Origin of the sequence: Gardnerella greenwoodii 00703Dmash, assembly GCF_000263635.1 — a bacterium.
Lineage (GTDB): Bacteria > Actinomycetota > Actinomycetes > Actinomycetales > Bifidobacteriaceae > Bifidobacterium > Bifidobacterium greenwoodii.
The window spans coordinates 81,014-104,806 of the sequence record NZ_ADEV01000008.1; the positions used below are offsets into that span (position 1 = coordinate 81,014).

Sequence of the window (23,793 nt, forward strand, 5' to 3'; positions counted from 1 at the left end):
AATCATTAGTTAAAAAAAAAACATGCATGAAGTAGGATCATATTTGTTCGTATTCTTATGTATTCAAATCTACGTCTTCTAAGTGTTATATACTCAAACAAAATGCAAATATAAATTTATCAAAAATATCTTGTAAAACATAACGTCATAGTCATTAAACGTTGATTGTATATAAGCTATTCTTCATTTCTACAAATAGCAAAAACCGGATGGCTTCAGTTGATATTGGCATTTACCTTCAGCCTATAACACAATAATAAAGACCCAGAAGTATAAACCTCAAGGTCTTAAAAACTAATATATTATATTTTTGAAGATAATTAACAAATATAATAAAATTATTTCCTATCACGAGGAGGGCATGGGTCATTCCCATGACTATCAGAATTCTGAATTCTGCCATCCATACCATGAACAATAAATTCAGTACCCTGATTTCTGCTGATTATTCTGCCAGCTTTTAATGCTTCAACTTTTGTTGCAGTGTGAATGCTTGCGCGTTGTGAATCATTTCGTTTTACATCCCATCCACCATTCGGGTTATGAACTACATGGTGTTCGCTTCGTTCCATATAAAAGACTCCTTACATATTGGCAAACACAGCTTTCGTATACAACTGAATATCTCTAGGAGAATTCATACCATACTGCTCTTTAATTTTCATAAAATAATCCCCAATCATCTGTTTATCAATAATCTTATTTGAAGAAGCACCATCTGGAAGATCCCCCCTAGTATTAATCCATGGAGATTCATTGTGAGTGAAGTCTTCCAAAATCTTTCCACTATAACAACAAATATTTCGGATCACACTATCTAAAATAGCCTTCTCCTGAGCAGTAAATATAGAAGAATCAAATGATTCAACCTTTGAAATCGGATCAAAATGATAATCCGAATACTTCGCATAAATATCCCTGTAAACAGGCCCATGCGCCCAAGCTTCACAATCCTCAACAAAAATGTACTTTTTGAAAAATGCATAGAAGAATCCCTGGATATAATAAAGACTCTTCTGCAACGCTAATGGCGTGATATCCTCGCACTGATTTAAAAGATATGCAACAACTTCACTTATTTTGCCATCAAGCATGCCATTATTGCCAATCAAAGCCGAAACAGCTTTATAACTTTTCTCGTAAGTCTGCTGAGACATCAATCGACCCTTATTTTCCTCCAAAATACTCAGATAATAAGCAGGATCATCAAATAGTCGATTCAAAGTTTCAGAATATTGCCGAGTCGGTATATCACCATCTGCATAACGAGTAAGCGTGTGTTCCCCCCATCCCAAAAGTATTGACAGTGGACGCTTACCAATATCATAACGTTCAGGAATTGCTCGAATCTTTTCAAGAGAAACGATACCATTCTCTTTTCGGTAAACATCATAAAGCGCTTTCAAATTAGATTCACCAATTTCTTCAACATCTACATATGCTCCACAATTAGCGCACTTTGCTTCCCTGCCAACATAGTGATACTGAACACCACGAATAGTTCCAGTCATCTCCTTTTCTTCAACAGTATATGAAACTTCATCTCTACATTCTTCACAAAATACAACTCTTACACTCATAATAATTTCTCCTTTAAACTCTCTATCTAAACAAATAACTAATAGGCTTATTAAGCTTATGGAAAGAGATCACAATTGTTCTTCTTCCATTCTTACCTTTAATCACGTTAAACTTCGTATATATGTCTACCAACTCTTGTTTTCCCAACGCATTAGCCAATGTTATTCTAGGAACGAAAACATAAAGAACTTCGCGCTCATATCCTATCTTCATATTTTGTAGACTATGACAAAAATCATCAACTGAAATTTGCATTAAGATTTCTTTTCGCTTCCTTGGATAAATGTTGTATTCGTTGATGAAATCTATATTCTCCTGACGATTTTCATTCATTGCGATATTAAAACGACCAGCATCAATACATTCTTTTATCATCGAAAGAACATCTTCAATCTGCTTTCTAGTGTAATTTTGATTATAATGCGGATTCATACTTCCCCCTAACCCCTTCATGTACTATTGTACTAAAAGTTGTTCAGGAATCAAGGGGGTTTGTACTAATTAGTACATTGTGATATTAGAATTGTTACAGTTGATTAGCGCGACTCATTCTAACGTAAATAATCGCGAGGAAATGGCTTAAATCCACCGCACGCTAAACCTTTTAACGATAGCCCTCACCAAGCCTTGCTACACAAGAGCAAACTTGCACCCATCTAATCAGACCTTGACATCAACACTATAGTCCCCACGCACGTAGAGCCTTTTGCTCAAAAGAGAAGAAAACAGTCTTATAAAATCTTATGCTGCTACTGCGGTTCTTCTCCATGGGTGCTGCTTGATAACGAGAACAATATCGGTAAGCACAATATCAACGACTACGCTTACCCATACCAAGCTCGGTGTAAGAAGCCAAGCGAGAACACCAAAGATCAGTAGTCTAAGCAGTACAACAATAACCAAGAAAGGCCAACTTTTTGTTAGGCATTTCTGTTGATCAGCCTTCAATGCGCCCATCAGAACCATAACCGCAGCAGCCGCGCAAGAAAATAGCATATTGCCCAAGAACATGACGAGTAGCGTGCGCCAGCCAGCGATAGCACCAAGCATCCACCATTGCAGCATCAATGCAAGCAAAAATGTGACAACATCGCATACTGATTCCATCAGCATATTTGCAACGATTAACGAGGAGAATGTTAGAGACACACCTCTAGAAGTGTCTGTTTTACCTGCGCTCGCATGCTGTAATGCAATCTTGTTTCTCACCTCGGCGCGCTTTACGCGTTCTTCTTCAAGCATTTGAACGCCAAGCTCAGCCGATTTCTTTGAAGCTTCCTGTAATTGCGCATCCGTCATACCTGGCTGCCAAGGCTTTTCAAAAACAAACAGCAACACACTGGTAATCGCTGCGCCAATAATAATGCTTAGCAACGTGATATTGGAAACAAGCAATAAAGCAATACCAGAAGTCACCAGAAGCCTGAGCACAAAATCGATGATTCCAATAAGCAAATACCCGTCATCCGGTCTACGATGCCTATACCACTGCAGATACGCTGCACTTAGCAGCGAAAACACCACAACACTCAGCGCGAGTATGACCACAGTTTCCCAACCTAGTACGTGGTGCCCTACGAACTGCTGTACAGGAAGCGAAATAATAAGAGTGCAAATGCCAGCAACAGTTTCTATAATCACATTATCCCAAAAAGCATGCTTGAAAAGCACTGGCCTTACATTCGTCTCACTCATCATCTTTCCTCTATATATTAATCCAATACCTTCTTGTTGTAACATTTCCCCTTGATAGGCTATTTTTCACTTTGTTTTCTAAAATTCCACCATTATTTTCTATAACTTTTATTGAGCCGATATTGTCATCATCGCACGTAATCAAAACTTTATGTAGATTCAAAGTCTCTTTACAATATGTAAGTGCCATAGAAAGCATTTTTGTTCCATAGCCCTTCATACATTCAGATTGCCTAACTTCGTACCCTATGTGACCACCATAGTTAATTAAAAAAGAATTTAATTCATGCCTAATATTGATTTCACCAATAAATTTTTCATTATCTATCAGCCAAAATGTAGTGGCTCTAACATAATTTTCAGGTAAATTTATACCATGTTCATAGTTATAAGAACTCTCTACAATTGTCTCATAATTTCTAAAACGTCTTTCAGCATTCGGCCTAAAAATTTCATCTTCTTCATTTGCTTCTATATAACCTTGGATATATTTCTTATCTGGTCTAATTAGTCGCATACGTGCTCCTTATTCCCAATATGTAATTCTATTAAAATTAGAATCCATAATAGTCTGTTTAGCTTTCATAGCATTAATATTAAAAAAAAACTACACACACAAGCTTTATTAAAGAAAAATTTTTTATTTTTTCAATTAGTACAGGCTTTTCGCATCCATAAAATTTTTCTTTTCCATAAATCACAGCTTTTACTAGAAAATAATGTATGATCCGAACAAATGTAAGAAACAGAAGTAAAACAAAAACAGAACCAAAACTAGAACCAGAACCAGGAATTTTCACCGCGCTTATAAATTATAAGTGAAATTTAATGCCAAAATCGATAATTTATAAGTTATAACTGACAAAATAGCAAAATTGCATCTAGAATCTCGAGAAGTGAGCTTAAATCCACCGCATGCTAAACCTTTTAACATTTAGTCTTTACAACCACATTTCTAAACAAAGCCAATCGTCGTACCAATATCTCGCCAAACGTCAGAATAAAAGTTCGATAGCGCGATAACTATTGTAATCTTGATAAGATTATGATACTTTTTTGATAAAAGGAGGTTGATACTATGATTAATATTCGTCCAGTTTCCGATTTAAGAAACAAATTCCCAGAAGTAGAAGAAACAGTTATAAATTCAAACACACCAGTATTCCTTACAAAAAACGGTTATGGAACTATGGTTCTCATGAGCATCAAACAATACTCCACTCTCACTGACGACATTGAAAGAAAACTCGACGAAGCAGATACTTTTGCCGCAAACACTTCTACGCGTCTTTCTAAAGACGACGTCTTTGATAGCGCAAGAAGTAATTAATCAAAAAACACAAGAACACCCTTACTACAGGATTAACGTACGCAACTTTTCTGTTTTTTACGTTGTCATCGACGACACTATGGAAGTGCGAAGACTTCTATACTCAAACGAAATATTGACGCACTACTGGAATAACCATCCCTAATAACAATCATTATTATGCTAACGGTTATTAAAAAAGCTATCGTTAAAGGTTTAAGATTGGCTTGATAGCTTGATTCTTGAGTGAAAATATTACTACTTTTCCTTATAGCCTACAGCAACATTACCTGCTTTATCAATACCTTGTACTTTAAGAACATCAGATACTGGCTTGTCTTTTAAATCAAATTTTCCACGTAACGATCTCTTGCCATAATAGCGGAATTCATTAATATCTTTCATCTGAAATTATATGCTCTATTCCACTATGCTCCGATTTAAGATATTCTTTCATAAATGTAGGGTAAGCCTTGAACTTATCAAGCTCATCTATAGGTAACCAATGCATTGTCTCTTTAGCACCTGACTCTGTTGTGCTTTGGCTCATAAAATCTCTTTTGCCCATGGACTTCATCAAGTAGTAGAGTGTAAGCTCATGGAAGTCTACTCCATCTAAGCCGGAGCTACCGATGAATAAGTTCTCGTGTATGACAGCAAGATGATCGACCTCGTAATTAAGACCTGTCTCCTCAAATACTTCTCTCTTTACGGCTTCTTCTGATGTCTCACCCATGTGAACCGCTCCGCCAACTGAGTAGTAATAGTCGTCCTCATCATTTCCTGCAAATAGCACACAACCTTCTTCTACTATGATGGCTGCTGCTCTATACCTAAATGCTTTTTTATCGTTAATAAATCCGCAATTATGTTCCATAGTTTACTCCTTTAGAAAATCTGGTAAATATTTGTGTATAATACCTTCTTGCGAAAAATTCATTGTATCCATCAATAAAACATATTTAGGATAATTATCCTTAACCAATCGATAAACACCAAATTCCCTACTACGAGTCTCTTCACCAGCCATCAAATAAGATACTTGATAACTTGGAGGAATAAATCTTATCGAGAACAGAAGAAGGCTGGGTGTGGCTGTCTAAAAAATGTCCACACCCACGACGTTAAAGCCTATATGTACGACATTTTTAATCATACTTTCACTCCTTGGGGGGGGGGTAATATAAGCGCAAGCATACCATATTTCGCCTGGATAACACCTGTTATTCGCCACAAAATCGGCTCCGAAAGTCACTTATTTCTTTCCAAGCCTCCACGCTTTGAGCACTACTTCTATTACTCCGTAAGTCAATGCGGCCAACGGCCAAACAATCCAACTTTTTCCCCAATCGGACGTGATGAAACTGTAGGCTAAATAAATGCAGACAATTATAAGCCAGTAAGCTTGGAGGAATAGGCTAATCTTTGCAGGATAGACAGTTTTTTTCTTCGGTTGCAGCAAACGGCAATAGGACGAGCGGACAATATTCGCCTGTACGAATAAATAAACAGCTGCTGCCACCAGAGCAATAGCGATAACTACAAAAAAGCCGGATGAAAGTTGATAAAATTCCGGCGCTATATCCGAAATTATAAGAAAAATAAAGGCAACCATACATAAAACGACACCACTGACCGTCCGCAACACATACGACGGCATGAAACGTTCCAAGCGTTCTTTGAGCACACTGTCAACGCCGTAAGCCGTTTCAAAGTCCTCTTTTTCCAAATATTGATAACGCTTTCCGCGGAAATTCTGAATAATAAAAATAGCTACAGCTACAGTAATAATCGCAACACTGAATGCTAAGCCCATAGTTTTACCGACTTGCGCATTTACTGTGTGAGAAAGCAAAAGATCACTGCCAACCAACGGGATTGCCGCCAGAACACAAAGAAGAACGCCTAGAGCAACATAGGCGGCAAATGATATTCTGTGAGCAATATAAGCGGAGGCTTCTTCCAGCTCAATTACCCGCATGCGAACGCCGGCTTCTTCCTGGCAGGCATTTTCATCTGCGTTGACGTTCTTCCCCATAACATCAATTTCATCTTTTACCAGAAGATCTGTACTAACACCAAACAAACGGCTCAATGCAATTATCCGTTCCATATCTGGGATACTTTGTGCGCCTTCCCATTTGGAAACAGCTTGGCGACTGACGCCCAATTTGTCCGCCAATTCTTCCTGCGACCAACCGTTTTGTTTACGCAGTTCCAATATTTTATCTGCTAAAATCATAAAAACATCTCCATTTCAAACTAGAATTCATCATGATTATGGTGAAATTATAGCTGAAACAGCAGTTGCGTAGTAGCAAGTGCAGTTGGCAATTGCCTTTAAAAGCGCAATTTCTGCCGACAAATGAGCGCAACTGACCGCCAATTCGTTTTCTCTCATGTTTGCACCGCACTTTCCAACCATCTTCACTGATGCCGCCAATCATCGGAATAAAAATCCGCCAATCATCGGAACGAAAACCCGCCAATCGTCGGAATGAAAGTTCTCCAATCATCGGAACGAAAACCCGCCAATCGTCGGAATGAAAGTTCACCATCGGATTTCTATTCGAGACACTTTGCGTCAGAGATTTGCGTATTTTTGCAGATTCTCTGGGCAGCGAGGTTTATCACTACAGAGATAAAGACGGACAGGAATGCGATGCGGTTATTCATTTAAGAAATGGTAAATACAGTCTTATTGAAATTAAACTCGGAGGCAGCAAACTCATTGAAGATGGTGCAAAAAGTCTTAAAGCGATGAAAGATAAAATCGACACCGATAAAATGAACGCGCCATCTTTCCTTATGGTTTTAACTGGAACAGGTGACTTTGCGTATTGCCGTAAAGACGGTGTTTACGTGGTTCCTATTGGCTTCTTAAAAAACTAATAGGAAGCCTTGCTCTGACAACAACGCATTAAACCTTTTAACGATAGCCCTCACTAATCCCTGCTACACAAAGGCAAACTTGCACCCACCTAATCAGCCTTTGACATCATTTACAGTGCTCTAAATCTACATTGAGAGCACTCGTAGTATTTATACACTTTTTTGAGTGCACACTATGGATATTGCGTGCACTTTTTAACGATAACCACTTTCTATCGTTAAAAGGTTTAATCACCATTTATAACTTTCTCAATATCTCTTTTCCCATAAAGCACACGAGAAACCACAACTTCATACTTTTCTTCAAAAACAAAATAAAAAATAAGAAAATTATCACACGCCATGAACCTTAAACCTCTACTCCTCCATGGCTCAAAACTAACTAAACGATGCGCAAGAGGAAACTCATCAAGACTCAATATTGCTTCCTCCAACCTATTTATCTGCCCCTGCGCGTTTTTCAAAGACAGTAAATTAAACGCAATATAAGCATAAATACCACGCAAGTCTTCTTCAGCCTCACGCGAAATGTGCACCGTGTAAATCATAAATCAAATTCCCTATGCAAGGACGCAAAAACCTTATCCGCAGGCTTCACATCACCAGATAAAACTGACTTATAACCCTTTTCCAACTCATCATTCAACTCACCTTGAGTCATAGAACTCACATCACGCGGCTCTCTATAACCCAATTTCACATCAAAAGGAAGCCCCTGCTGTAAAACAACCTGCTTATAAAACATAGTAATAGCACTCGAAGGAGGAAGACCCAAAGAATTCAATATATACTCTGCCTGCTCTTTTAACTCCGGATCAATACGAGTATACAAGTTAGCTGTTTTCGCCATACAATCACCCCTTATTCCTTACGGCAATTATACAACATTGCATTTGCATTGCAATGGCACTGCATTAACATCAGCACAAGCAAAGTAAAACTCACGACAAGTGCTCACCACATCTTTATTCAATACAATGGAAAGTCACCTTGACATTTACTCTCGAAACGATTATCTTATATGTAAAGCTAGCTTTCCGTTAGGAAGGAGAATGTAATGTGAAAAATAGACTTGAACAAATTAGAAAAGAAAAAGGCATAACCCAAGAAGAACTTGCCGACGCACTCGAAGTATCAAGACAAACAGTCGGTTCTTTGGAAAATGGAAGATACAACCCGTCAATCATATTGGCATACAAAATTGCTAAGTACTTTGATTTAACAATCGAAGAAATATTTATCTACGAGGAAGATAAAAAATGAAAAAACAGAAAACCCAGAATTTTTGGTACATAGGATATGTAATAGGAATTTGCGGACTAATTCTTGCACTGACTCTTAAACTGAACGAATCCGTAGAAATTGTACTGTCAGTTGTTTTTGTTGCAATTATCTCACTTTCACACGTAAAAATCATGCACTATAAGATGATGGAAAAAGACCACAACTACAAAATAAATGTGAACGATGAAAGAAACGAGAAAATAAAAGATAAAGTAAATGCAACAATGGCATTCATACTGATGCACCTAATGGGAATAATTGCCATAATTGCATTTATCACAAAAGCATATTTTCCAGCTGCTCTTTTAGCTATTTCAGTCGCCTTTTCTCCATTAATCATGTTTTTTATCAACAAATATTATGAGAAAAAATATTAAAACCAGACCCACCCACCCATTTACTACTTATTACGAAGCAAACCAACTTTCATAAATTCTTTATCTCCAATACGGAACTTTTTACTATTAAACGCCACTCCCATAATTCTGCTAATAATATACTCATCAGTTATAAGCACGAAATACTGCTTATCTTTTTTATCCACCAAATAATACTGATCAGCCACAAGAGTGGCAACAGCTTTACTGAAATCATATATGCCAAACAATGGCAATCCTCCAAGGAGAGTAGAAAACCATCCAACAAAATTATCCACCATTTTCTCAGATGAACTGTTATAAGTCTTAACAACAGTTAGCATATTGATTTCTGAGTCAGGATATTCATCTAATACAATCTGCTCTTTAATTTTCAGCTTCTTAAAACTGCTCAACCTACCGTCGAAACCATATTTATTGAGATTAATAGGCTTCTTAGTAATAGAAAAATCAACGCTATTGTTCTCATCCAAAAGATAATCAACACTCACGCTTAGAGCAGATGCAATAAATTTCAGATTCTCTATATCTGGCAAACCCCGATTCGTTTCCCATTTTGCTACAGCAGCACGAGATACCATCAATAATTCCGAAAGCTCCTCCTGCGTCAACCCAGCTTCCAGACGAGCCTTTCTAATTTTTTCTCCCAAAGATATAACACTACTCATGACACAACTCCTTTCAAATCAGTTATTACACATCATGAAATTACTTGACGGAAACCAAATTAGTATTGAAACATTTGATTTAGATACCGCCTAATTACAAACTAACAAATAATTTACAGCGGAAAAAGAAACAAGGTGAAACACTATAGTTACCAACTGTAACAGTATAAGAATGCAAATAATGTAGGGAACTTTTCTACGATTATTCCACCGATTTGTTCCCCAAAAACACAAGCAACTAGAGCACGCAAATATGGATTCTACTATCTGGCAATCACTATCTGGCAATCTTCAGATACTCTTCGATTTTGGCATCCAACGATTCTGACATACAACCAATCTGCCCTACTACCAATATGCCCTACTGCTCTTTGCAATTAGCCCAGTGCTATATTCATAAGTATAGGTGCTCTGCATATCAGCATCACTCGGCGACCAGCTTCCATTTGAAGATTTTGAAGCCTTAAACAGAATATAAAGACCACATTTTCCATCCTGAGAGTCCCTGTTATACTGCAGATAAGTAATGTCCGAACGGCTTTCATTCAAAACAAAATACATATTCCCCTTGGCAGTATAGTTCTCCTTGAACGTAAATCCTTGTGCCGCAAAATACTTATCAAATATCTTAAGCGCTGCATTTCTTTCCTTCTTTGATTCTAAATCATGCTCAGCGGAATCATGCAAATCGGAATTTTTATCTGGCTCTTCAACCTTTAATCTTGTATCTTTCCTGTTATTACGATCAATTCTGCGATACCACTCAGATTCACTTATTTTTGGATCAGTATCAGTTGAATCTTTCATTGGTCGAAGATACTTAAGGAAAAATGGGCCTTCAGACTTATAAAGATAATACTCAAAAGGAGCATACATGTCATCCACGTGCTCTGTGTATGTACCATTATGATTTTGTTTCACAGAATATCTGCCAACAATAAACAAAACGTCAAAAAATCCAAGACCTAAGATAATCAATACACAAAGCATAACATGTAGACAACGAAGTACAATTCTTATACCTATCTTCCGTACACGCGAAATAAGATAGAGATTATAGAAGACACATACAAGAGCAATCGTAATCATCCAAACAACTGGCATTGCAGCGCATATAACATATACCCAAGTCTGCAAAAGCCACTGATTTGGAAGACGTACCGCAGTTATTCCAAAGAATGCAGTTAGAATACCACTTAACACAAAAAAGCAACAAAGAATCAGCGAGATTCTACCCTTCCACCGTTGCTTGCCATAGCTAAGAAAAGATTTGTTACAATCTACATTTGCACTCCTAAAACGACTATGTATATTGCGCTGCCAAATAACACAAATAACCCAAATAAGAGAAACTACAACAAGAAACAGAATTGCAAAACAATAAGTGATCCATCCAAAAAGCTGTAGCTTATTGGACGCCATAAAAGCAGTTCCAACAATAATTAAGATGGAAAAGATTTCCGCACTCAATTGTAAAACCTTATACTTGGGCAATTCCTTATTTGCACTGTTAAGGTTCTCACATATTTGCTCATGTGATTCACAATATAGTGGATTTTTCTCCTCTCTGGGAGTATGTTCCTGCTTTTCCTTCTCTTTCATCGATGAATCTGACATTTTTCTGTTCCAATCATCGTTCAAGCTCTTCAAAAACATCATCTATCGGATAACTATCACCACGAACCGCCTGATCATAACCTTTAGCCATAAACGCGTTAAACGTTTTCTCATCCATATCATCTTGCGCCGGAAGCGACTTCGGAATAGTAAGCGAAAACGGAATACCCTTATTAAGAATGATTTGACGATAAAACATGTCAATAGCAGTAGCCCTAGGAATTCCAATAGTTTCCAAAATCTGCTCCGCCTGCTGCTTAATATTTTCTTGTATTCTCACATTCACATTCGCTGTTTTAGTAACTGCCATATCAATCAACCTCCATACACACATCACAAATTATTGTATCGCATATTGCAACACAATTTACATGAATAGGATTCCTCGACTGATATAAACACTTTCAACATTCACACTAAGCATTTAGTGCAAAATACTACTATTTCTTCTTATAACCTACAGCAACATTACCTGTTTTATTAAGTCCTGGTACTTTAAGAACATCAGAACTTGGCTTGTCTTTTAAATCAAATTTACCAACTAAAAATAGAGCTTTATACCCTGAACTAGGCAAATTAAACTGTGAGTCAACTAATTTGATGGGCTTATCTCCAAGAGTGACTTTAGACAAATCATAATGAGAATCAAGAACGTCTCGTGACACAAAGAGATACAGTTCACCTTTATTCATGTAATCGTCTGGTAGGCGATATTCTTTCTGAGATACCTCTACTGTTTCCCAATGATACGACGCAAGCTCCGCCTTCTCATCATCAGCACATCCCGCAAGAGAAAAGATAGAACCTAGCAGCAGAAGCATAACAAGACAACTTTGAAAAATGTTTTTACAAAAAATAGTTTTACTCCTCATAACACTACTAGCCTCCTTTTCGTTAACACGACTCTGTATCAAATGATTATAAAACAGACTATTAAGTAAACAAGATCTCCTATTCGCTCTGATTACTGTAATAATCTTAATAAATATATTACTTTTTCGTACTAATTTGTCTAGATTATCGACACTAATTTCTTCATTTACTAGCAAACTATACTCTTTCATAAACAGCAAGGTTCACAAAGCCAGAAGAACCAACATAATAGCGCACGTTTAACACCTCCAACAATATTCCCTCATAAACGAAGCAATCACCTGCAAATCTTCACCCTCATAATACTCAACAAGCAACTTCTTAAACTCAGGAACATTATTTTCTGGAATAACCAACAAGCCCCTACCATGAGAAATCAAACAGTGTAGGGAACTTTTTTACAATTTTTACACCGATTTGTTCCCCAAAATATAAGCAACTAGAGCGCACAACCACTCGACAGAAGAATAGCAAAAAATCACATCTAGAATCTCGAGAAGTGAGCTTAAATCCACCACACACTAAACCTTTTAACATTTAGTCCTTACAGCCATATTTCTAAACAAAGCCAATCGTCGGAATGAAAGTTCGCCAATCGTCGGAATGAAAGTTCGCCATCGGCTTTCTATTCGAGTCACTTTGCGTCAGAGTTTTGCGCATTTTTGCAGATTCTCTAGGCAGCGAAGTTTGCCACCCAAAAGGGCCAATTACAAAAAGGAGCTCTAATAAACACATACCGCAAACTGTTTGCCTATATCCCACAGTTTTAAGGGTTTGGCTAGTAAAAAACAACGCTGTTACGGCTTATAAATGGTTTAATTCCGCTCTTCTATCAAGGAAATGTAAAAGGCAATATATTAAATTAAACTGTCGTTCATGCATGCTGCACAAGATTAATTCATATGTTCTGCGGTATCGTTAGAGAGACCTTAAGCCCACCATGTTTGCTTTTACTTATATCAACCGTTCCGTTATGAGAGCTAATAATCTGCTGAACAATTAGCAGACCCAAACCATGCCGCTGTTCTGCAGTACTTGTATCGCAAATCATATAGTGCGGTGCATGATTAAGCTTTTCGATTTTTTCATCTGAAGCACCTATACCATTATCCTCAACACAAATAATACAATTGTTATTATTTGCAGCAACGGATACATAAATCGTACACCCATTTTCATTATGAGATATGCTGTTCTGAATAAGATTAGATATTGCTCGTTTTAATAAATCTTTGTCTACATTAATATTGCAAACAGTCAATTTAGCACCTGTTTCCCACTTAATCGAAAACTCATCTTGCATACCCATATTCATAAAGTCCACAACAACTTGCCTAACAACAGCAACAACATTTTCTTCTTTTTTCATAATTGGTTGCATATTGTATTCAAGTTTTGAAGCCAGATTGAGGTCATTAATCAAATTCTTCATTCTTGCACTTTGCTTAATAATCATCGTCGCTTTTTTACGATCTTCTTGCGAAATATGGAGAGAATTTTCTAACTGTCCTGCATACCCCATAACCATAGATAACGGAGTACGAATATCATGTGAAACTCCAGCTATCCAATTCGCTCTTGCAGTCTCCTTTTTTCTCAATTGTTCTTTTTGTATTTGCAAAATATCGGAAGCAGAATTTATGTTAGATGAAATTTCTGAAAGTGCTCCTGTTTCTGGAATATGCACGCTTTCTCCACTAGATAAACGTTGTATCCCTTTTGTAATAGGATTAATTGATTTTAGTAGTTTTATATTAGCTATTAAATAAATTCCAAGAATCAGCAAAATGTTGATAAATAATACGCTTAAAACAATCTGTGGAAAATTTGAGATTAAACTGTAGTTCCAACTTGGTCGCATATGTTTCCAAAAGCTTTTATGCGGAAATCCGACTACAACAACTCCATTCTTATTATCACCCGTGTAAGTTGGATAACCATCAATATAACCAACGCTCAAATTAGCTATATCAGACAAAGTATAATCGTTTGGAATAGTTGCAGGAACGTCTTTTGTTTTCCATACTACTCTTAACGTATTATTATCAATCAAAATTGCCCATGCGCCAGAATTTGTCAATTTGGAAGACATATTTTTTGATAATGCATAATCCCCACTTGCGGATAATTGTAATGCTTTTCCCGTCTCTTTTGCTATACTATAAGGGGACATCTCTTTATCGGGTGTGTAATTCCCTATAAGTATAACAAACGCAATAATATTCATTAATACTACGAGCACAGAGCTTAGTAGAAAAATACCTATAAAACGTTGTATTAGTTTTGGTATGCTTTTCATTCTGCTTTACTCCACAATCAGCTTGTATCCTAAACCTTTTACTGTTACCAATGAAACAGGCTGCGATGGATTGAGTTCTATTTTTTCTCTGATACGACGTATATGCGCCATTAAAGAATTTTCATATCCAAAAGGATTATCACCCCATGCAGCTTCACATAACGCGTCAATTGTTACGATACGTCCCGCATTTCTATATAAAGCAGAAAGCAAATCGTGTTCTTTGGCTGTAAGCGGAATATGTTCGTTATTTTTTATTACTTGGGCAGAAGAAAAATCAATCTGACTATTTTCCAGTTTAACAACAGGATTTTCACTCTTATAGCTTCGTCTTAAAATTGCCATAATGCGAAAAGTTAGCTCTTTTGGAAGAAAAGGCTTTACAATATAATCGTCTGCTCCTAAGTCAAATCCCTTAAACTTATCTTCATCCTCACCACAAGCAGTAAGAAACAAAACAGGACAATCACTATACTGTTTTAACTGCTCCATTAACTCAAATCCATTACCGTCAGGGAGCATAACATCAAGTATTGCTAATTCTGGACGTAATGTTTGTGTTGCTTCTACGGCATCTTTCATGCTTTTTGCAGTAGTTATATTATGAAAACCGTATTCATTTAATATGGATACAACCATATCTAAAAGTTCCTGCTCGTCATCAACAAGCAGAAGATGCTTGTTCAACAAATAATCATTCCGATTCATGTAGCGCCCCCTAACATATATTATGCCATGTGAATATTCATTTTTTGACCTCGCATAAAAATGTAAGGTAGATGTAAGGTGAAGAGAATGTTGTAGAAAGGTTGACGCAATATCATAAATCCTGAAAGGAGATATTGCCATGAACAATATTGTTACAACAGAACATTTAACAAAAAAATATAAATCATTTATTGCTGTTAACGATGTCTCACTCCATATTCGCAAAGGTAGCATTTATGGCTTTCTTGGACCGAATGGAGCTGGAAAATCTACAACAATGAAAATGCTCCTAGGACTTACAGCTCCAACAAAAGGCGTATTTACAATCGACGGAAAGCGGTTTCCTGCTGACCGCATACCTATTTTGAAAGAAATAGGCTCGTTTATTGAATCACCATCTTTCTATGCAAATCTAACAGGTAGAGAAAATCTTGACATTATACGTCGCATTTTAGAACTACCTAAGAGTGCAGTTGATGACGCATTAGAATTAGTAGGTCTTTCCGAGTTTGGAGACCGTCTTGCAAAAAAATATTCGCTTGGCATGAAACAAAGGCTTGGTCTTGCTGGAGCATTGCTTGGTAGACCACCTATTTTGATTTTAGATGAGCCAACAAATGGACTCGATCCATCTGGTATACACGAAATCCGAAATCTGATTAAGTCACTGCCAGATCTTTACGATTGCACGATTCTTATTTCTTCTCATATGCTATCCGAAATTGAGCTTATTGCAGATGATATTGGAATACTTAATCACGGACACTTGTTATTTGAAGGTAGTTTAGATGAACTACGACATCATGCATTACAATCTGGTTTTGCTTCCGACAATTTGGAAGATATGTTCCTATCCATGATTGATGAAGACAATAAGATCAGGAAGCAGAGTGCAAGACTATGAAAACGCTTGTAACCGAACTCAAAAAATGCAAGAGGACTGGCTTTATAGCTCTTATGATTGCTATTGGCGTTATGGGAGCAGCGTACGCTTTTGTAAATTTCATTGTGCGAAAAAATACATTATTAAACCTGCCTTTAGCTCCTATGGATATTCTTCTTACACAGCTTTACGGCATGATTATGGTGTTAAACATGTTCGGCATAATAGTCGCCGCATGCATTATCTACAACATGGAATTTAAAGGAAATGCAGTAAAAAAGATGCATATGCTTCCTATGAGTGTTCCAACTATGTACCTATGCAAATTTATGTTGCTGACCGTTCTGTTACTAATCGCTATTTGCATACAAAATTTAGCACTTGCAAAAATCGGTGTAACAGATTTGCCACAAGGCACGTTTAATGTAAGTACTCTTATATCTTTTGCCGCATATTCATTTATTACGTCAATGCCTGTATTGTCCTTTATGATTTTTGTATCATCACGATTTGAAAACATGTGGGTGACGCTTGGAATTGGTGTAGCAGGATTTTTAAGCGGCATGGCATTGGCTTCGTCAGACATCGTGCTTTTTATGGCATCACCTTTTATCGTTATGTTAAAACCAGCAGTTGCCATGAGCGCGCAGCCTAATATTACGGTCGTAATCGTATCAATAGTTGAAACACTTCTGTTTTTATGTTCTGGATTGTGGGCAGCTAAGAAGCTGCACTACGAATAAGGAGATTATGAAAATGAGATTTTTTGAACTTCTTAAAATTGAATTTAAGAAAGTAAAGCGGAGTAAAATTGTTCCTTTGATTTTTATTGCACCGCTAATTGTGGTTGGATCTGGTGTAGCAAGTCTGCATAGATACTTCACTCCAGAATATACACACGCGTGGGCTGCTATGTTTATTCAAAGCGCATTAGTCTACTCATATTATCTGCTTCCGCTTAGTATGATTGTTATTTGCGTGATGATTGCAGGACGTGAAACAAGCAATAACGGCATATTAAAAATGTTGGCTCTGCCTGTTAGCAGATACGCGATTTCTGCTGCAAAATTTTGCGTACTGTTATTTTATTTGCTTATGGAAATGGTTGTATTTTTCGCAGTATTCGTTATAGCAGGATTGTTTGCAACCAGTAGCACAGGCGTTACAGAAACGTTACCAATTATGTATCTACTAAAATGGTGTTTAGATCTGTTTTTGACTATGATTCCAAGCGTAATAGTCATGTGGGCGATTACTGTGCTTTTTGAAAAGTCAATGTTATCCGTTGGATTAAATATACTTCTTGTAATTCCTGGCGTATTAATAGCAAATACTCCACTTTGGATAGTTTATCCTTATTGTTACAGCGGATATATGGTTTCCCGCTCTCTACATGCCGTTACTTCAACTGGACTAGGGAACGGATTTAATCTTATCCCATTTTTGCCATGTGCAATTGCAATATCTGTGTTCGTATTTTTGATTGCAATAACACAATTTGGTAAAAAAGAGATGAGATAACAATGGATACTAAATAACAATGCAGCGAAATAACAAATATAGACGTGATTAGCAAAAGCGCACCCAGCTAATCTGCGCTTGGCATCATTTACAGTGCTCTCAATCTACATTGAGAGCACTCGTAGTATTTATACACTTTTTTTAGTGCACACTATGGATAGTGGGCGCACCTTTTAACGATAGGAAAAGCTATCGTTAAAAAGTTTGAGAATCTATTTTCTACAAAACAATTTTTTATTCTGGTAGAAAATTAAAGCACCTTTTTGCAATAATCCCAAAAGTTAGATTTTTGGTCCAACTTTTGGGAGCATTACATTAGTTAATTAGGTGTTTTTAATCAATAACTCGATTATAAAACTTACTTGCAATAATATTCGATTGCCTTGTTGACAAATACTGATGTCCCTTCGCCTGCAAACGCATCTATATTTTTCGTAAAATCACCACCAGAAGCATACATCTTCCCAAGTCCGGATAAAATCTCATTCGAGCACTTATAGAAATTAGCTGTAATAAAGTCCTGCAGTTTCTTTACCAAAGCCTGAACTTCAACTGAATCGCTGGGTTGTGATTTTACCTTGCCAAATTCTGCAAAAATCAGCATGAGTTGTTTATGGAGCATTTTTGTTTCCTCACTGTTTCTCCTTTTTTCTTTAGCTTCAAATTCCTTGAATTCCGGTGTATCTTCCCAATACTCTTTTGCCTGTTTGGCATACTCATCAATTTTGCTTGTGTCAAATGCTGTAAAGTTCATATAGTTACCTCCTAATGCTTTTAATCCCTTTGCAAAAAGAATTAAATTTTCCAAATGCTCTTTTTTCAGGATTAATAATTTGATTTGTTGTTCCAGTGCTAAATCTTTGTCGAAATGCTCACTGGTTATTATTTCTTTAATTTCTTTGAGCGGAAATTCCAAAGCTTTAAACAGCAAAATGGATTGTAGTACCTTTAGATCCTCATCACCATACAACCTATATCCTGACTCCGAATAAGCGGACGGTTTTAACAAACCGATTTTGTCGTAATACTGAAGAGTACGAATACTAATTCCTGCTATCTTGCTGACTTCATTCACTGTTTTCACTATCTCACCTCCTTCCTTATCACTAGAATAAAGTATTACGCAACGTCATAGTCAAGTATTTTAGTCAAGTATTTTTGCTAGCGTTGTCGTCTAATGCTCAACCTAAGACTGTTGTATTTATACAGCTTCAATCGACAAACCATGAGTTCCGATTGACACCTGTCACGTCTTTTCTGAGTTAATAGTTATGACGTAGATTTGAAATACTTAGGATTTATTTATCCTAAAATATATGCTATAATTCTCCTAAAAATGGAGGTTCTTGATATGAATGTAAATACAGACACACTTGTTTCTATTTCCGAAGCAAATCAAAACTTCTCAAAGGTTGCTCGTCTTGTCGATAAATACGGCTCAGCTGTAATACTAAAAAACAACTCTCCGCGCTATGTGATTTTAGAGTTTCCTAAAGCCAAAACTGAAAAAGTTACTGTTCCAGCAGACGATGAAGTTATGGCTTTATCAAACATGTTCATCAAAAAGAACAAAAAAGTCTATGAGGAACTTGCCAAATGAAGAACTGATCGATATTATTCTCAAAGTTGCATCAGGCAAAGCAAATGAAAATGACCTTTACACTTGGATTAAAAACCACCAAGCCTAATACTCCAACATTCCGAAGCATTTTTAGAATATGCCAAAACACTATTTCGTGCGACTAGTCACAGTGACAGACATAAAACACCACAACAGTATTACTTCACTACAGCTTTCCCATTCAAGCAATGCACAACGTAGCAAGCACATCCACCTGTTTTGAGCCCAATATTAGCCTTCTTCTTATCAGAAACCTCGCTAATACCATTCTCACAAACTACTTCAAGACATGCATCCTTAGGTATTTCTCCTTCTAAAACACTCGTACCATTTAACGTATCCACCATGCAAGAAGCAACAACCTTAACATTATTCGCCACAGCAGAACCATTAAGACACTTTAGAAAAACATCATTCGCCTGAACATTTCTTGCTTCCACCCTGCCGTTATGAACTTCCGCATAAATCTTGTCAGCTTTAATATCCGTTACTAGTACTTGATTAGACTCAGCTTCAATCTCACAAAAATCAACACTCTCTGGCAAGGCAACAATGACCTCAGGACTGCCTTTAGCAAGCCAACGCAACCAGTAAAAAGCCGACACTTTTTCTGTTTGAACGAGCTTTATACCATCTTGATTTTCTTCAATATGAAATATATCTTTTTCACAATTAACATAACTAATGCTAAAAGAATCAGCCCTTCTAACCGTTAAGCTAACATCTTTCGTTTTTGCTACAAACTTCCTACTATTCGCCACTTGAACAACTCCCTTGTTAAATATCTGGGTTATAGGCCAAAAGGGGCTTACTGGTCACAACTTCTCCCGACGAAAAGGACCAGCCCTGGACTCCCACCGAAGCAGGTAGCGGAACTGGTCATGTTAGTAACTATGGTAACACGCACCTTTGTCAATCGCGGGTAAGCGGCTAAACAGGACGGACATTGAGCCTGACTTTAAGATTCATAAAAAGAAGTGGCTATTACTGACAGAAATCAGTAATAGTCACCCAACGTGAGATATTCAACTATTGACTTGAACCAAACAAAATCAATCAGTCTTTCGAAGGACAGTCTTAAGCGAGATCACTGTGACACCAATAGCAAAAGAGGTAAAACCAATTCTAATAGCAAGTGTGCCACCCCATATTAAGGCAACCAGCATCGCGATTAAGGCAACCATCAAGCCGAATGTCGCTACTTCACGGCAAAAACGAACGAGCTTATCCATTCCTTAAACACCTCCTCGTACACATACTAATAATCAGGCCTCATTTTAACTTTTGAGCTATATTTTACCACTTCACAGCCTGGGTGCAAAGTGGCGAATCGACTTGCATGAGCGATTAAAACATAATTCGCGAATGCACTTCGATTCGCTGAGCTTGCTCAAGTTGAAAGCACAGTGTGCTTTCAACGCAAGCGAAGTACGTTAACATCCTGTTCACTCGACCATAGAGCGTTGATATCTTCCCTCAAACAGCCAAACTTGAATTTATATATCTACTGTTTTAATAAGTTTGATTGCCCTTGATGATACTAACTCGTCTTGGCTCATTTCCAAAAGGCTCTTTTTATCTACCCACTTATAATTAACCGTTTCTCCTTTTTGAAGAGCAATTGCATTTTTCTTACAATCGGTTACGCATAGATATTCAACATAAAGAGAGTGGTAAACATCCTGCACAAATCTTCCGATCTCCATAATTTTTGAAGCTTCAATACCTGTTTCTTCTTTTAATTCTCTTACTGCACATTCTAATGGTGTTTCATATTGCAATGCAGAACCACCTGCTGTCAACTCCCACATTCCACCGAATTTCTTTTCAAAATCTCTTTGCATAATAAGGTAAGTCCCATCTATATGTTTAACAATTACTTCGCCCACCAAATGATACATGCCGTCAGGAATTGGTTCTCCTCTCACTAATGTAATATTCTTTAATTTATTAAATTCTTTATTATACGCATCCCAAATCTCAGCCATAAAACCCTCCATAAGGCCTGATTGTCAATTTCATTAAATATGAATTTTATCTTTCTCCAGTGGATACAAAGCCATTGTTCACTTCTACATAAAGCTTACCAATCTCAATATCCGTGATGAGCACTTGATTAGAATCAGATTCAACCTCACAAACTTCCACATCATGTGGCAAACTCACAACAATTTCAGGCATACCCTGAGTAAACCACCTCAGCCAATTCGAAGCTGAGACTTTTTTAGTTTGAATAAGCCTTATAACATTTTGCGCTTCCTCAACCCTCAACATATCTTGTTCACAGTTAACAAAGCTCACGCCAAAGGTATCAGCGCGTTTCACCGTTAAACGAACATCTTTCGTCTCTGCGATAAACTTCTTATTATCCATTACTTACGTTAATTAGATAAATAAATACATAAATTACAATTGAACTAATATGGAAATATTCTATTTTTCATATAATCTAGTAAAAGTAGTGGATAAAGTACGAGGAGGTAATTTGTGAAGAAAAGATATATGTTGAGAAATATTTTTAAAACCAAATATAATTTCCATAATATTGTTTTAATCGTTTTCATTGGACTATTAGCAGGTTTTTTATCAGGATTGTTCGCTGTAGGTGGGGGAATTGTGATAGTTCCTGCATTAACTGTTTTTATGAAATTTGATCAGCGTCATGCTACTGCTACTTCTCTTGTTGCCATAATTATAACGTCGCTTTGTGGAAGCATTGTTTACGGTTTAGACGGCAAAGTGTCATTTTTATCAGCATTTTTTCTAATAATAGGTTCAGTTTTCGGATCACAAATTGGGGTATATTTTTCACATATTTTGCCTAAAAAAATATTTCCTTGGTGTTTTACACTTTTTGTATTACTAGTTATATGTTCTAGTCAAGTTTGGATTCCGTTAAGAAATGTAGATTTTAATGTTAGTTTTTTAAAAGCTATATGTCTTATATTTATAGGCGTTTTTTCTGGTATTTTTTCAGGTATTTTAGGCGTTGGTGGCGGAGGAATTATAGTGCCATGCGTGCAACTTTTGCTCGGCATGGGAGACCTTATGGCAAGAGGAACTGCTTTGCTTGTCACGCTTCCTACAGCTATAAGTGGTAGTATTGCTAATGCTCGTTACCATTATACTCATTTTACTGAAGGAATTATTATCGGTATTTTTGCGACATTTACTGTAAACTTAGGCGCAATAACTGCGCGCAGTATTTCACCTTTTATATGCAATATATTGTTTTGTATTTTTTTGTTCAGTGCATGCTTACGAATGATATTAAAAACAGGTATTTTAGCTAAGAATAAGCGTTAAATATGTAAAGTCTTTGACTTTTATTTATTTGAAAAAATAGTTTTTAATATAAAAAGTGGGGCTTAGATTTAAGCCCCACGATATAGGAGAATGTTATAAAGTAACTTTTTACAATTATGCCATTTGAGTAACATCTCTTTTTGCTTGTATAAATTTTATTATCATGTTTTTTGCGTGATAAATAATTACGCAAACTATATAAACAATTGCAGAAAATACAGTTATCATTCCTCCGGAAGATAGACCTAAATAAATACTTGAATAGAGACCTAAAGTTCCAGCTATAATTCCAAGTATTGGAGCAAAAATTACCGTTTGCCATATTGATGAGCTAAGTTTTATAGCTGTGCTTGCAGGTCCTACTATCAGAGAGATAGATAATACTGAACCAACAGCAGGCATCACTATAACGACTGTAACTGTAATCATTATTAGTATGATAAAGTCAGTTTTACGCAAATTATATCCGCTTGCTTGCATACACGTTTCATCGAGGCATGCAAAAATAATTTGTTTACCATATGCAAGTAATGTGATTATGCATGCTATTAATGCTATTGAAGTTACTTGTATATCCAATGAGTTAGCTGTTAATATATTGCCAGAAATAAAACTATTTACTTTTAAAGGTATTGGTTGGAAAAGTTTCAATAGTAAAAAGCCTAGGGCGAATCCTACAGTTAAAAGCACTCCAGCAGCTGTATTTGGACCTTGTCCTTTTACTTTAGAGATTATATCTAGTTTCATCACGTGTTGGATACAATGAAACCTTGACCTTGAACTCTGAAACTATTGCTCTGTACTCTGAAACTATTGCTCTGTACTCTGAAACTTTAGAGCTTGGAGCATCATATTATTTCTTATTGAGAATAAAAAAGCTTACATCTCAAATAACACTTAAAAAATAACACTCAAAAAAAGATGGCTCTAACATATCGCTAGAGCCATCTTCTAATAAACAATGCTAGTTACTTAAAACAAGCGTGCTTACTTATTGTTTTCTTCCGTCATTTTCTTCTTAAGAAGAATTGCAAGTCCGGCAATCGAGAAACCAAGTGCTGCAAGCAAGCCTGCAAACGACGCCGATTCACCCGTCTTAGGAATCATGCCAATACGCTTTTCAGGCTGCGGCTTATGAGCTGGCGTCGGAGTTGGAGCC

General features: G+C 36.7%; 34 protein-coding genes. 9 read left to right on the forward strand and 25 right to left on the reverse strand.

Features of this window, described 5'->3' with window-relative positions; all coding sequences use genetic code 11:
* Window positions 1-338: 338 nt before the first annotated feature.
* The 5 genes from NG78_RS02315 to NG78_RS02295 form a co-directional block, all read right to left on the reverse strand.
* On the reverse strand, window positions 339-572 hold the full coding sequence (locus NG78_RS02315; RefSeq protein ID WP_004134747.1) for a DUF2188 domain-containing protein: 234 nt from the start codon (window positions 570-572) through the stop codon (window positions 339-341).
* 12 nt (window positions 573-584) lie between these two features.
* Window positions 585-1,580 (reverse strand): type II toxin-antitoxin system antitoxin SocA domain-containing protein, encoded by a 996-nt coding sequence (locus tag NG78_RS02310; protein ID WP_004134749.1) that lies wholly within the window; start codon window positions 1,578-1,580, stop codon window positions 585-587.
* A gap of 22 nt (window positions 1,581-1,602) precedes the next feature.
* Window positions 1,603-2,013 (reverse strand): hypothetical protein, encoded by a 411-nt coding sequence (locus NG78_RS02305; RefSeq protein WP_004134752.1) that lies wholly within the window; start codon window positions 2,011-2,013, stop codon window positions 1,603-1,605.
* 309 nt (window positions 2,014-2,322) lie between these two features.
* Window positions 2,323-3,276 (reverse strand): hypothetical protein, encoded by a 954-nt coding sequence (locus tag NG78_RS02300; RefSeq protein WP_004134754.1) that lies wholly within the window; start codon window positions 3,274-3,276, stop codon window positions 2,323-2,325.
* Between the two features lie 10 nt (window positions 3,277-3,286).
* A complete protein-coding gene (locus NG78_RS02295; protein ID WP_004134756.1) occupies window positions 3,287-3,793 on the reverse strand; it encodes a GNAT family N-acetyltransferase in 507 nt (168 codons plus the stop codon).
* A gap of 561 nt (window positions 3,794-4,354) precedes the next feature.
* On the opposite strand from NG78_RS02295, the gene NG78_RS02290 reads away from it, so the two are divergent.
* Complete coding sequence (locus tag NG78_RS02290) at window positions 4,355-4,606, forward strand: type II toxin-antitoxin system Phd/YefM family antitoxin (protein ID WP_004134757.1); 252 nt, start codon at window positions 4,355-4,357, stop codon at window positions 4,604-4,606.
* 237 nt (window positions 4,607-4,843) lie between these two features.
* Here the strand turns inward: NG78_RS02290 and NG78_RS06120 are convergent, their stop codons facing one another.
* From NG78_RS06120 to NG78_RS02280, 4 genes are all read right to left on the reverse strand, one after another.
* Complete coding sequence (locus NG78_RS06120) at window positions 4,844-4,990, reverse strand: hypothetical protein (protein WP_004134758.1); 147 nt, start codon at window positions 4,988-4,990, stop codon at window positions 4,844-4,846.
* Window positions 4,977-5,462: an NUDIX hydrolase gene (locus tag NG78_RS02285; protein WP_004134759.1), complete on the reverse strand. Its 486-nt coding sequence runs from the start codon at window positions 5,460-5,462 to the stop codon at window positions 4,977-4,979. The genes NG78_RS06120 and NG78_RS02285 overlap by 14 nt, the downstream gene beginning before the upstream one ends.
* 3 nt (window positions 5,463-5,465) lie before the next feature.
* A complete protein-coding gene (locus tag NG78_RS06165; RefSeq protein WP_004134760.1) occupies window positions 5,466-5,615 on the reverse strand; it encodes a hypothetical protein in 150 nt (49 codons plus the stop codon).
* A 225-nt stretch (window positions 5,616-5,840) separates the two neighbouring features.
* The gene (locus NG78_RS02280) at window positions 5,841-6,827 is read right to left on the reverse strand and encodes a helix-turn-helix domain-containing protein (protein ID WP_004134762.1); all 987 of its coding nucleotides are present in this window, start codon (window positions 6,825-6,827) and stop codon (window positions 5,841-5,843) included.
* A 314-nt stretch (window positions 6,828-7,141) separates the two neighbouring features.
* Between NG78_RS02280 and NG78_RS02275 the strand changes: the two genes are divergently transcribed.
* The gene (locus NG78_RS02275) at window positions 7,142-7,477 is read left to right on the forward strand and encodes a DUF4143 domain-containing protein (RefSeq protein ID WP_080577894.1); all 336 of its coding nucleotides are present in this window, start codon (window positions 7,142-7,144) and stop codon (window positions 7,475-7,477) included.
* A gap of 227 nt (window positions 7,478-7,704) precedes the next feature.
* Here NG78_RS02275 and NG78_RS02270 read toward each other — a convergent pair whose 3' ends face one another.
* Window positions 7,705-8,025 carry a type II toxin-antitoxin system RelE/ParE family toxin gene (locus tag NG78_RS02270; RefSeq protein WP_004134767.1) on the reverse strand — a complete coding sequence of 107 codons (321 nt, stop codon included), beginning with the start codon at window positions 8,023-8,025 and terminating at the stop codon, window positions 7,705-7,707.
* On the reverse strand, window positions 8,022-8,327 hold the full coding sequence (locus NG78_RS02265; RefSeq protein WP_004134770.1) for a type II toxin-antitoxin system RelB/DinJ family antitoxin: 306 nt from the start codon (window positions 8,325-8,327) through the stop codon (window positions 8,022-8,024). The genes NG78_RS02270 and NG78_RS02265 overlap by 4 nt, the downstream gene beginning before the upstream one ends.
* Window positions 8,328-8,536: 209 nt before the next feature.
* Here NG78_RS02265 and NG78_RS02260 point away from each other — a divergent pair, with 209 nt between their 5' ends.
* Together NG78_RS02260 and NG78_RS02255 are read left to right on the forward strand one after the other, a co-directional pair.
* On the forward strand, window positions 8,537-8,740 hold the full coding sequence (locus tag NG78_RS02260) for a helix-turn-helix transcriptional regulator (RefSeq protein WP_004134772.1): 204 nt from the start codon (window positions 8,537-8,539) through the stop codon (window positions 8,738-8,740).
* The gene (locus NG78_RS02255; protein WP_004134774.1) at window positions 8,737-9,138 is read left to right on the forward strand and encodes a hypothetical protein; all 402 of its coding nucleotides are present in this window, start codon (window positions 8,737-8,739) and stop codon (window positions 9,136-9,138) included. The genes NG78_RS02260 and NG78_RS02255 overlap by 4 nt, the downstream gene beginning before the upstream one ends.
* Before the next feature lie 23 nt (window positions 9,139-9,161).
* Here the strand turns inward: NG78_RS02255 and NG78_RS02250 are convergent, their stop codons facing one another.
* The 7 genes from NG78_RS02250 to NG78_RS02230 form a co-directional block, all read right to left on the reverse strand.
* A complete protein-coding gene (locus NG78_RS02250; RefSeq protein ID WP_004134776.1) occupies window positions 9,162-9,806 on the reverse strand; it encodes a helix-turn-helix transcriptional regulator in 645 nt (214 codons plus the stop codon).
* A gap of 348 nt (window positions 9,807-10,154) precedes the next feature.
* On the reverse strand, window positions 10,155-11,423 hold the full coding sequence (locus NG78_RS02245) for an MFS transporter (RefSeq protein WP_004134778.1): 1,269 nt from the start codon (window positions 11,421-11,423) through the stop codon (window positions 10,155-10,157).
* 13 nt (window positions 11,424-11,436) lie between these two features.
* Window positions 11,437-11,733 (reverse strand): type II toxin-antitoxin system RelB/DinJ family antitoxin, encoded by a 297-nt coding sequence (locus NG78_RS02240; protein WP_004134780.1) that lies wholly within the window; start codon window positions 11,731-11,733, stop codon window positions 11,437-11,439.
* 130 nt (window positions 11,734-11,863) lie between these two features.
* On the reverse strand, window positions 11,864-12,295 hold the full coding sequence (locus NG78_RS0105865) for a hypothetical protein (RefSeq protein WP_032837822.1): 432 nt from the start codon (window positions 12,293-12,295) through the stop codon (window positions 11,864-11,866).
* Window positions 12,296-12,535: 240 nt separating this feature from the next.
* Entirely contained in the window at window positions 12,536-12,676 is a 141-nt protein-coding gene (locus tag NG78_RS06170) for a hypothetical protein (RefSeq protein ID WP_196218478.1), read from the reverse strand.
* Window positions 12,677-13,194: 518 nt separating this feature from the next.
* Window positions 13,195-14,595: a sensor histidine kinase gene (locus tag NG78_RS02235; protein ID WP_019260907.1), complete on the reverse strand. Its 1,401-nt coding sequence runs from the start codon at window positions 14,593-14,595 to the stop codon at window positions 13,195-13,197.
* A 6-nt stretch (window positions 14,596-14,601) separates the two neighbouring features.
* Entirely contained in the window at window positions 14,602-15,303 is a 702-nt protein-coding gene (locus tag NG78_RS02230; RefSeq protein ID WP_004134788.1) for a response regulator transcription factor, read from the reverse strand.
* Window positions 15,304-15,442: 139 nt separating this feature from the next.
* Between NG78_RS02230 and NG78_RS02225 the strand changes: the two genes are divergently transcribed.
* From NG78_RS02225 to NG78_RS02215, 3 genes are read left to right on the forward strand one after another with little or no spacing between them, the layout of a single operon-like run.
* Window positions 15,443-16,207 carry an ABC transporter ATP-binding protein gene (locus NG78_RS02225; protein ID WP_004134790.1) on the forward strand — a complete coding sequence of 255 codons (765 nt, stop codon included), beginning with the start codon at window positions 15,443-15,445 and terminating at the stop codon, window positions 16,205-16,207.
* Complete coding sequence (locus NG78_RS02220) at window positions 16,204-16,929, forward strand: ABC transporter permease (protein ID WP_004134792.1); 726 nt, start codon at window positions 16,204-16,206, stop codon at window positions 16,927-16,929. The genes NG78_RS02225 and NG78_RS02220 overlap by 4 nt, the downstream gene beginning before the upstream one ends.
* Window positions 16,930-16,942: 13 nt before the next feature.
* Window positions 16,943-17,707 (forward strand): ABC transporter permease, encoded by a 765-nt coding sequence (locus NG78_RS02215; protein ID WP_029600113.1) that lies wholly within the window; start codon window positions 16,943-16,945, stop codon window positions 17,705-17,707.
* Between the two features lie 358 nt (window positions 17,708-18,065).
* Here the strand turns inward: NG78_RS02215 and NG78_RS02210 are convergent, their stop codons facing one another.
* Window positions 18,066-18,791 (reverse strand): MerR family transcriptional regulator, encoded by a 726-nt coding sequence (locus NG78_RS02210; protein WP_004134794.1) that lies wholly within the window; start codon window positions 18,789-18,791, stop codon window positions 18,066-18,068.
* A gap of 267 nt (window positions 18,792-19,058) precedes the next feature.
* Between NG78_RS02210 and NG78_RS02205 the strand changes: the two genes are divergently transcribed.
* Window positions 19,059-19,307 carry a prevent-host-death protein gene (locus NG78_RS02205; protein ID WP_004134795.1) on the forward strand — a complete coding sequence of 83 codons (249 nt, stop codon included), beginning with the start codon at window positions 19,059-19,061 and terminating at the stop codon, window positions 19,305-19,307.
* 179 nt (window positions 19,308-19,486) lie between these two features.
* On the opposite strand, the gene NG78_RS02200 is transcribed toward NG78_RS02205, so the two are convergent.
* The 4 genes from NG78_RS02200 to NG78_RS02185 all read right to left on the reverse strand — a co-directional run bounded on the left by NG78_RS02200 (window position 19,487) and on the right by NG78_RS02185 (window position 21,701).
* Window positions 19,487-20,089: a DUF4097 family beta strand repeat-containing protein gene (locus NG78_RS02200; RefSeq protein WP_004134796.1), complete on the reverse strand. Its 603-nt coding sequence runs from the start codon at window positions 20,087-20,089 to the stop codon at window positions 19,487-19,489.
* A gap of 291 nt (window positions 20,090-20,380) precedes the next feature.
* Window positions 20,381-20,560 (reverse strand): hypothetical protein, encoded by a 180-nt coding sequence (locus tag NG78_RS02195; RefSeq protein WP_004134797.1) that lies wholly within the window; start codon window positions 20,558-20,560, stop codon window positions 20,381-20,383.
* Window positions 20,561-20,824: 264 nt separating this feature from the next.
* Window positions 20,825-21,316, reverse strand: coding sequence for an NUDIX hydrolase (locus NG78_RS02190; RefSeq protein ID WP_004134799.1), 492 nt, complete (start codon window positions 21,314-21,316; stop codon window positions 20,825-20,827).
* 46 nt (window positions 21,317-21,362) lie between these two features.
* Window positions 21,363-21,701: a hypothetical protein gene (locus tag NG78_RS02185; RefSeq protein WP_004134800.1), complete on the reverse strand. Its 339-nt coding sequence runs from the start codon at window positions 21,699-21,701 to the stop codon at window positions 21,363-21,365.
* 129 nt (window positions 21,702-21,830) lie between these two features.
* Here NG78_RS02185 and NG78_RS02180 point away from each other — a divergent pair, with 129 nt between their 5' ends.
* Complete coding sequence (locus tag NG78_RS02180) at window positions 21,831-22,634, forward strand: sulfite exporter TauE/SafE family protein (RefSeq protein WP_016828854.1); 804 nt, start codon at window positions 21,831-21,833, stop codon at window positions 22,632-22,634.
* A 114-nt stretch (window positions 22,635-22,748) separates the two neighbouring features.
* Here NG78_RS02180 and NG78_RS06035 read toward each other — a convergent pair whose 3' ends face one another.
* A complete protein-coding gene (locus NG78_RS06035) occupies window positions 22,749-23,381 on the reverse strand; it encodes a metal ABC transporter permease (protein WP_004134801.1) in 633 nt (210 codons plus the stop codon).
* A gap of 240 nt (window positions 23,382-23,621) precedes the next feature.
* Window positions 23,622-23,741: an LPXTG cell wall anchor domain-containing protein gene (locus NG78_RS06040; protein WP_230454151.1), complete on the reverse strand. Its 120-nt coding sequence runs from the start codon at window positions 23,739-23,741 to the stop codon at window positions 23,622-23,624.
* Window positions 23,742-23,793 lie beyond the last annotated feature (52 nt).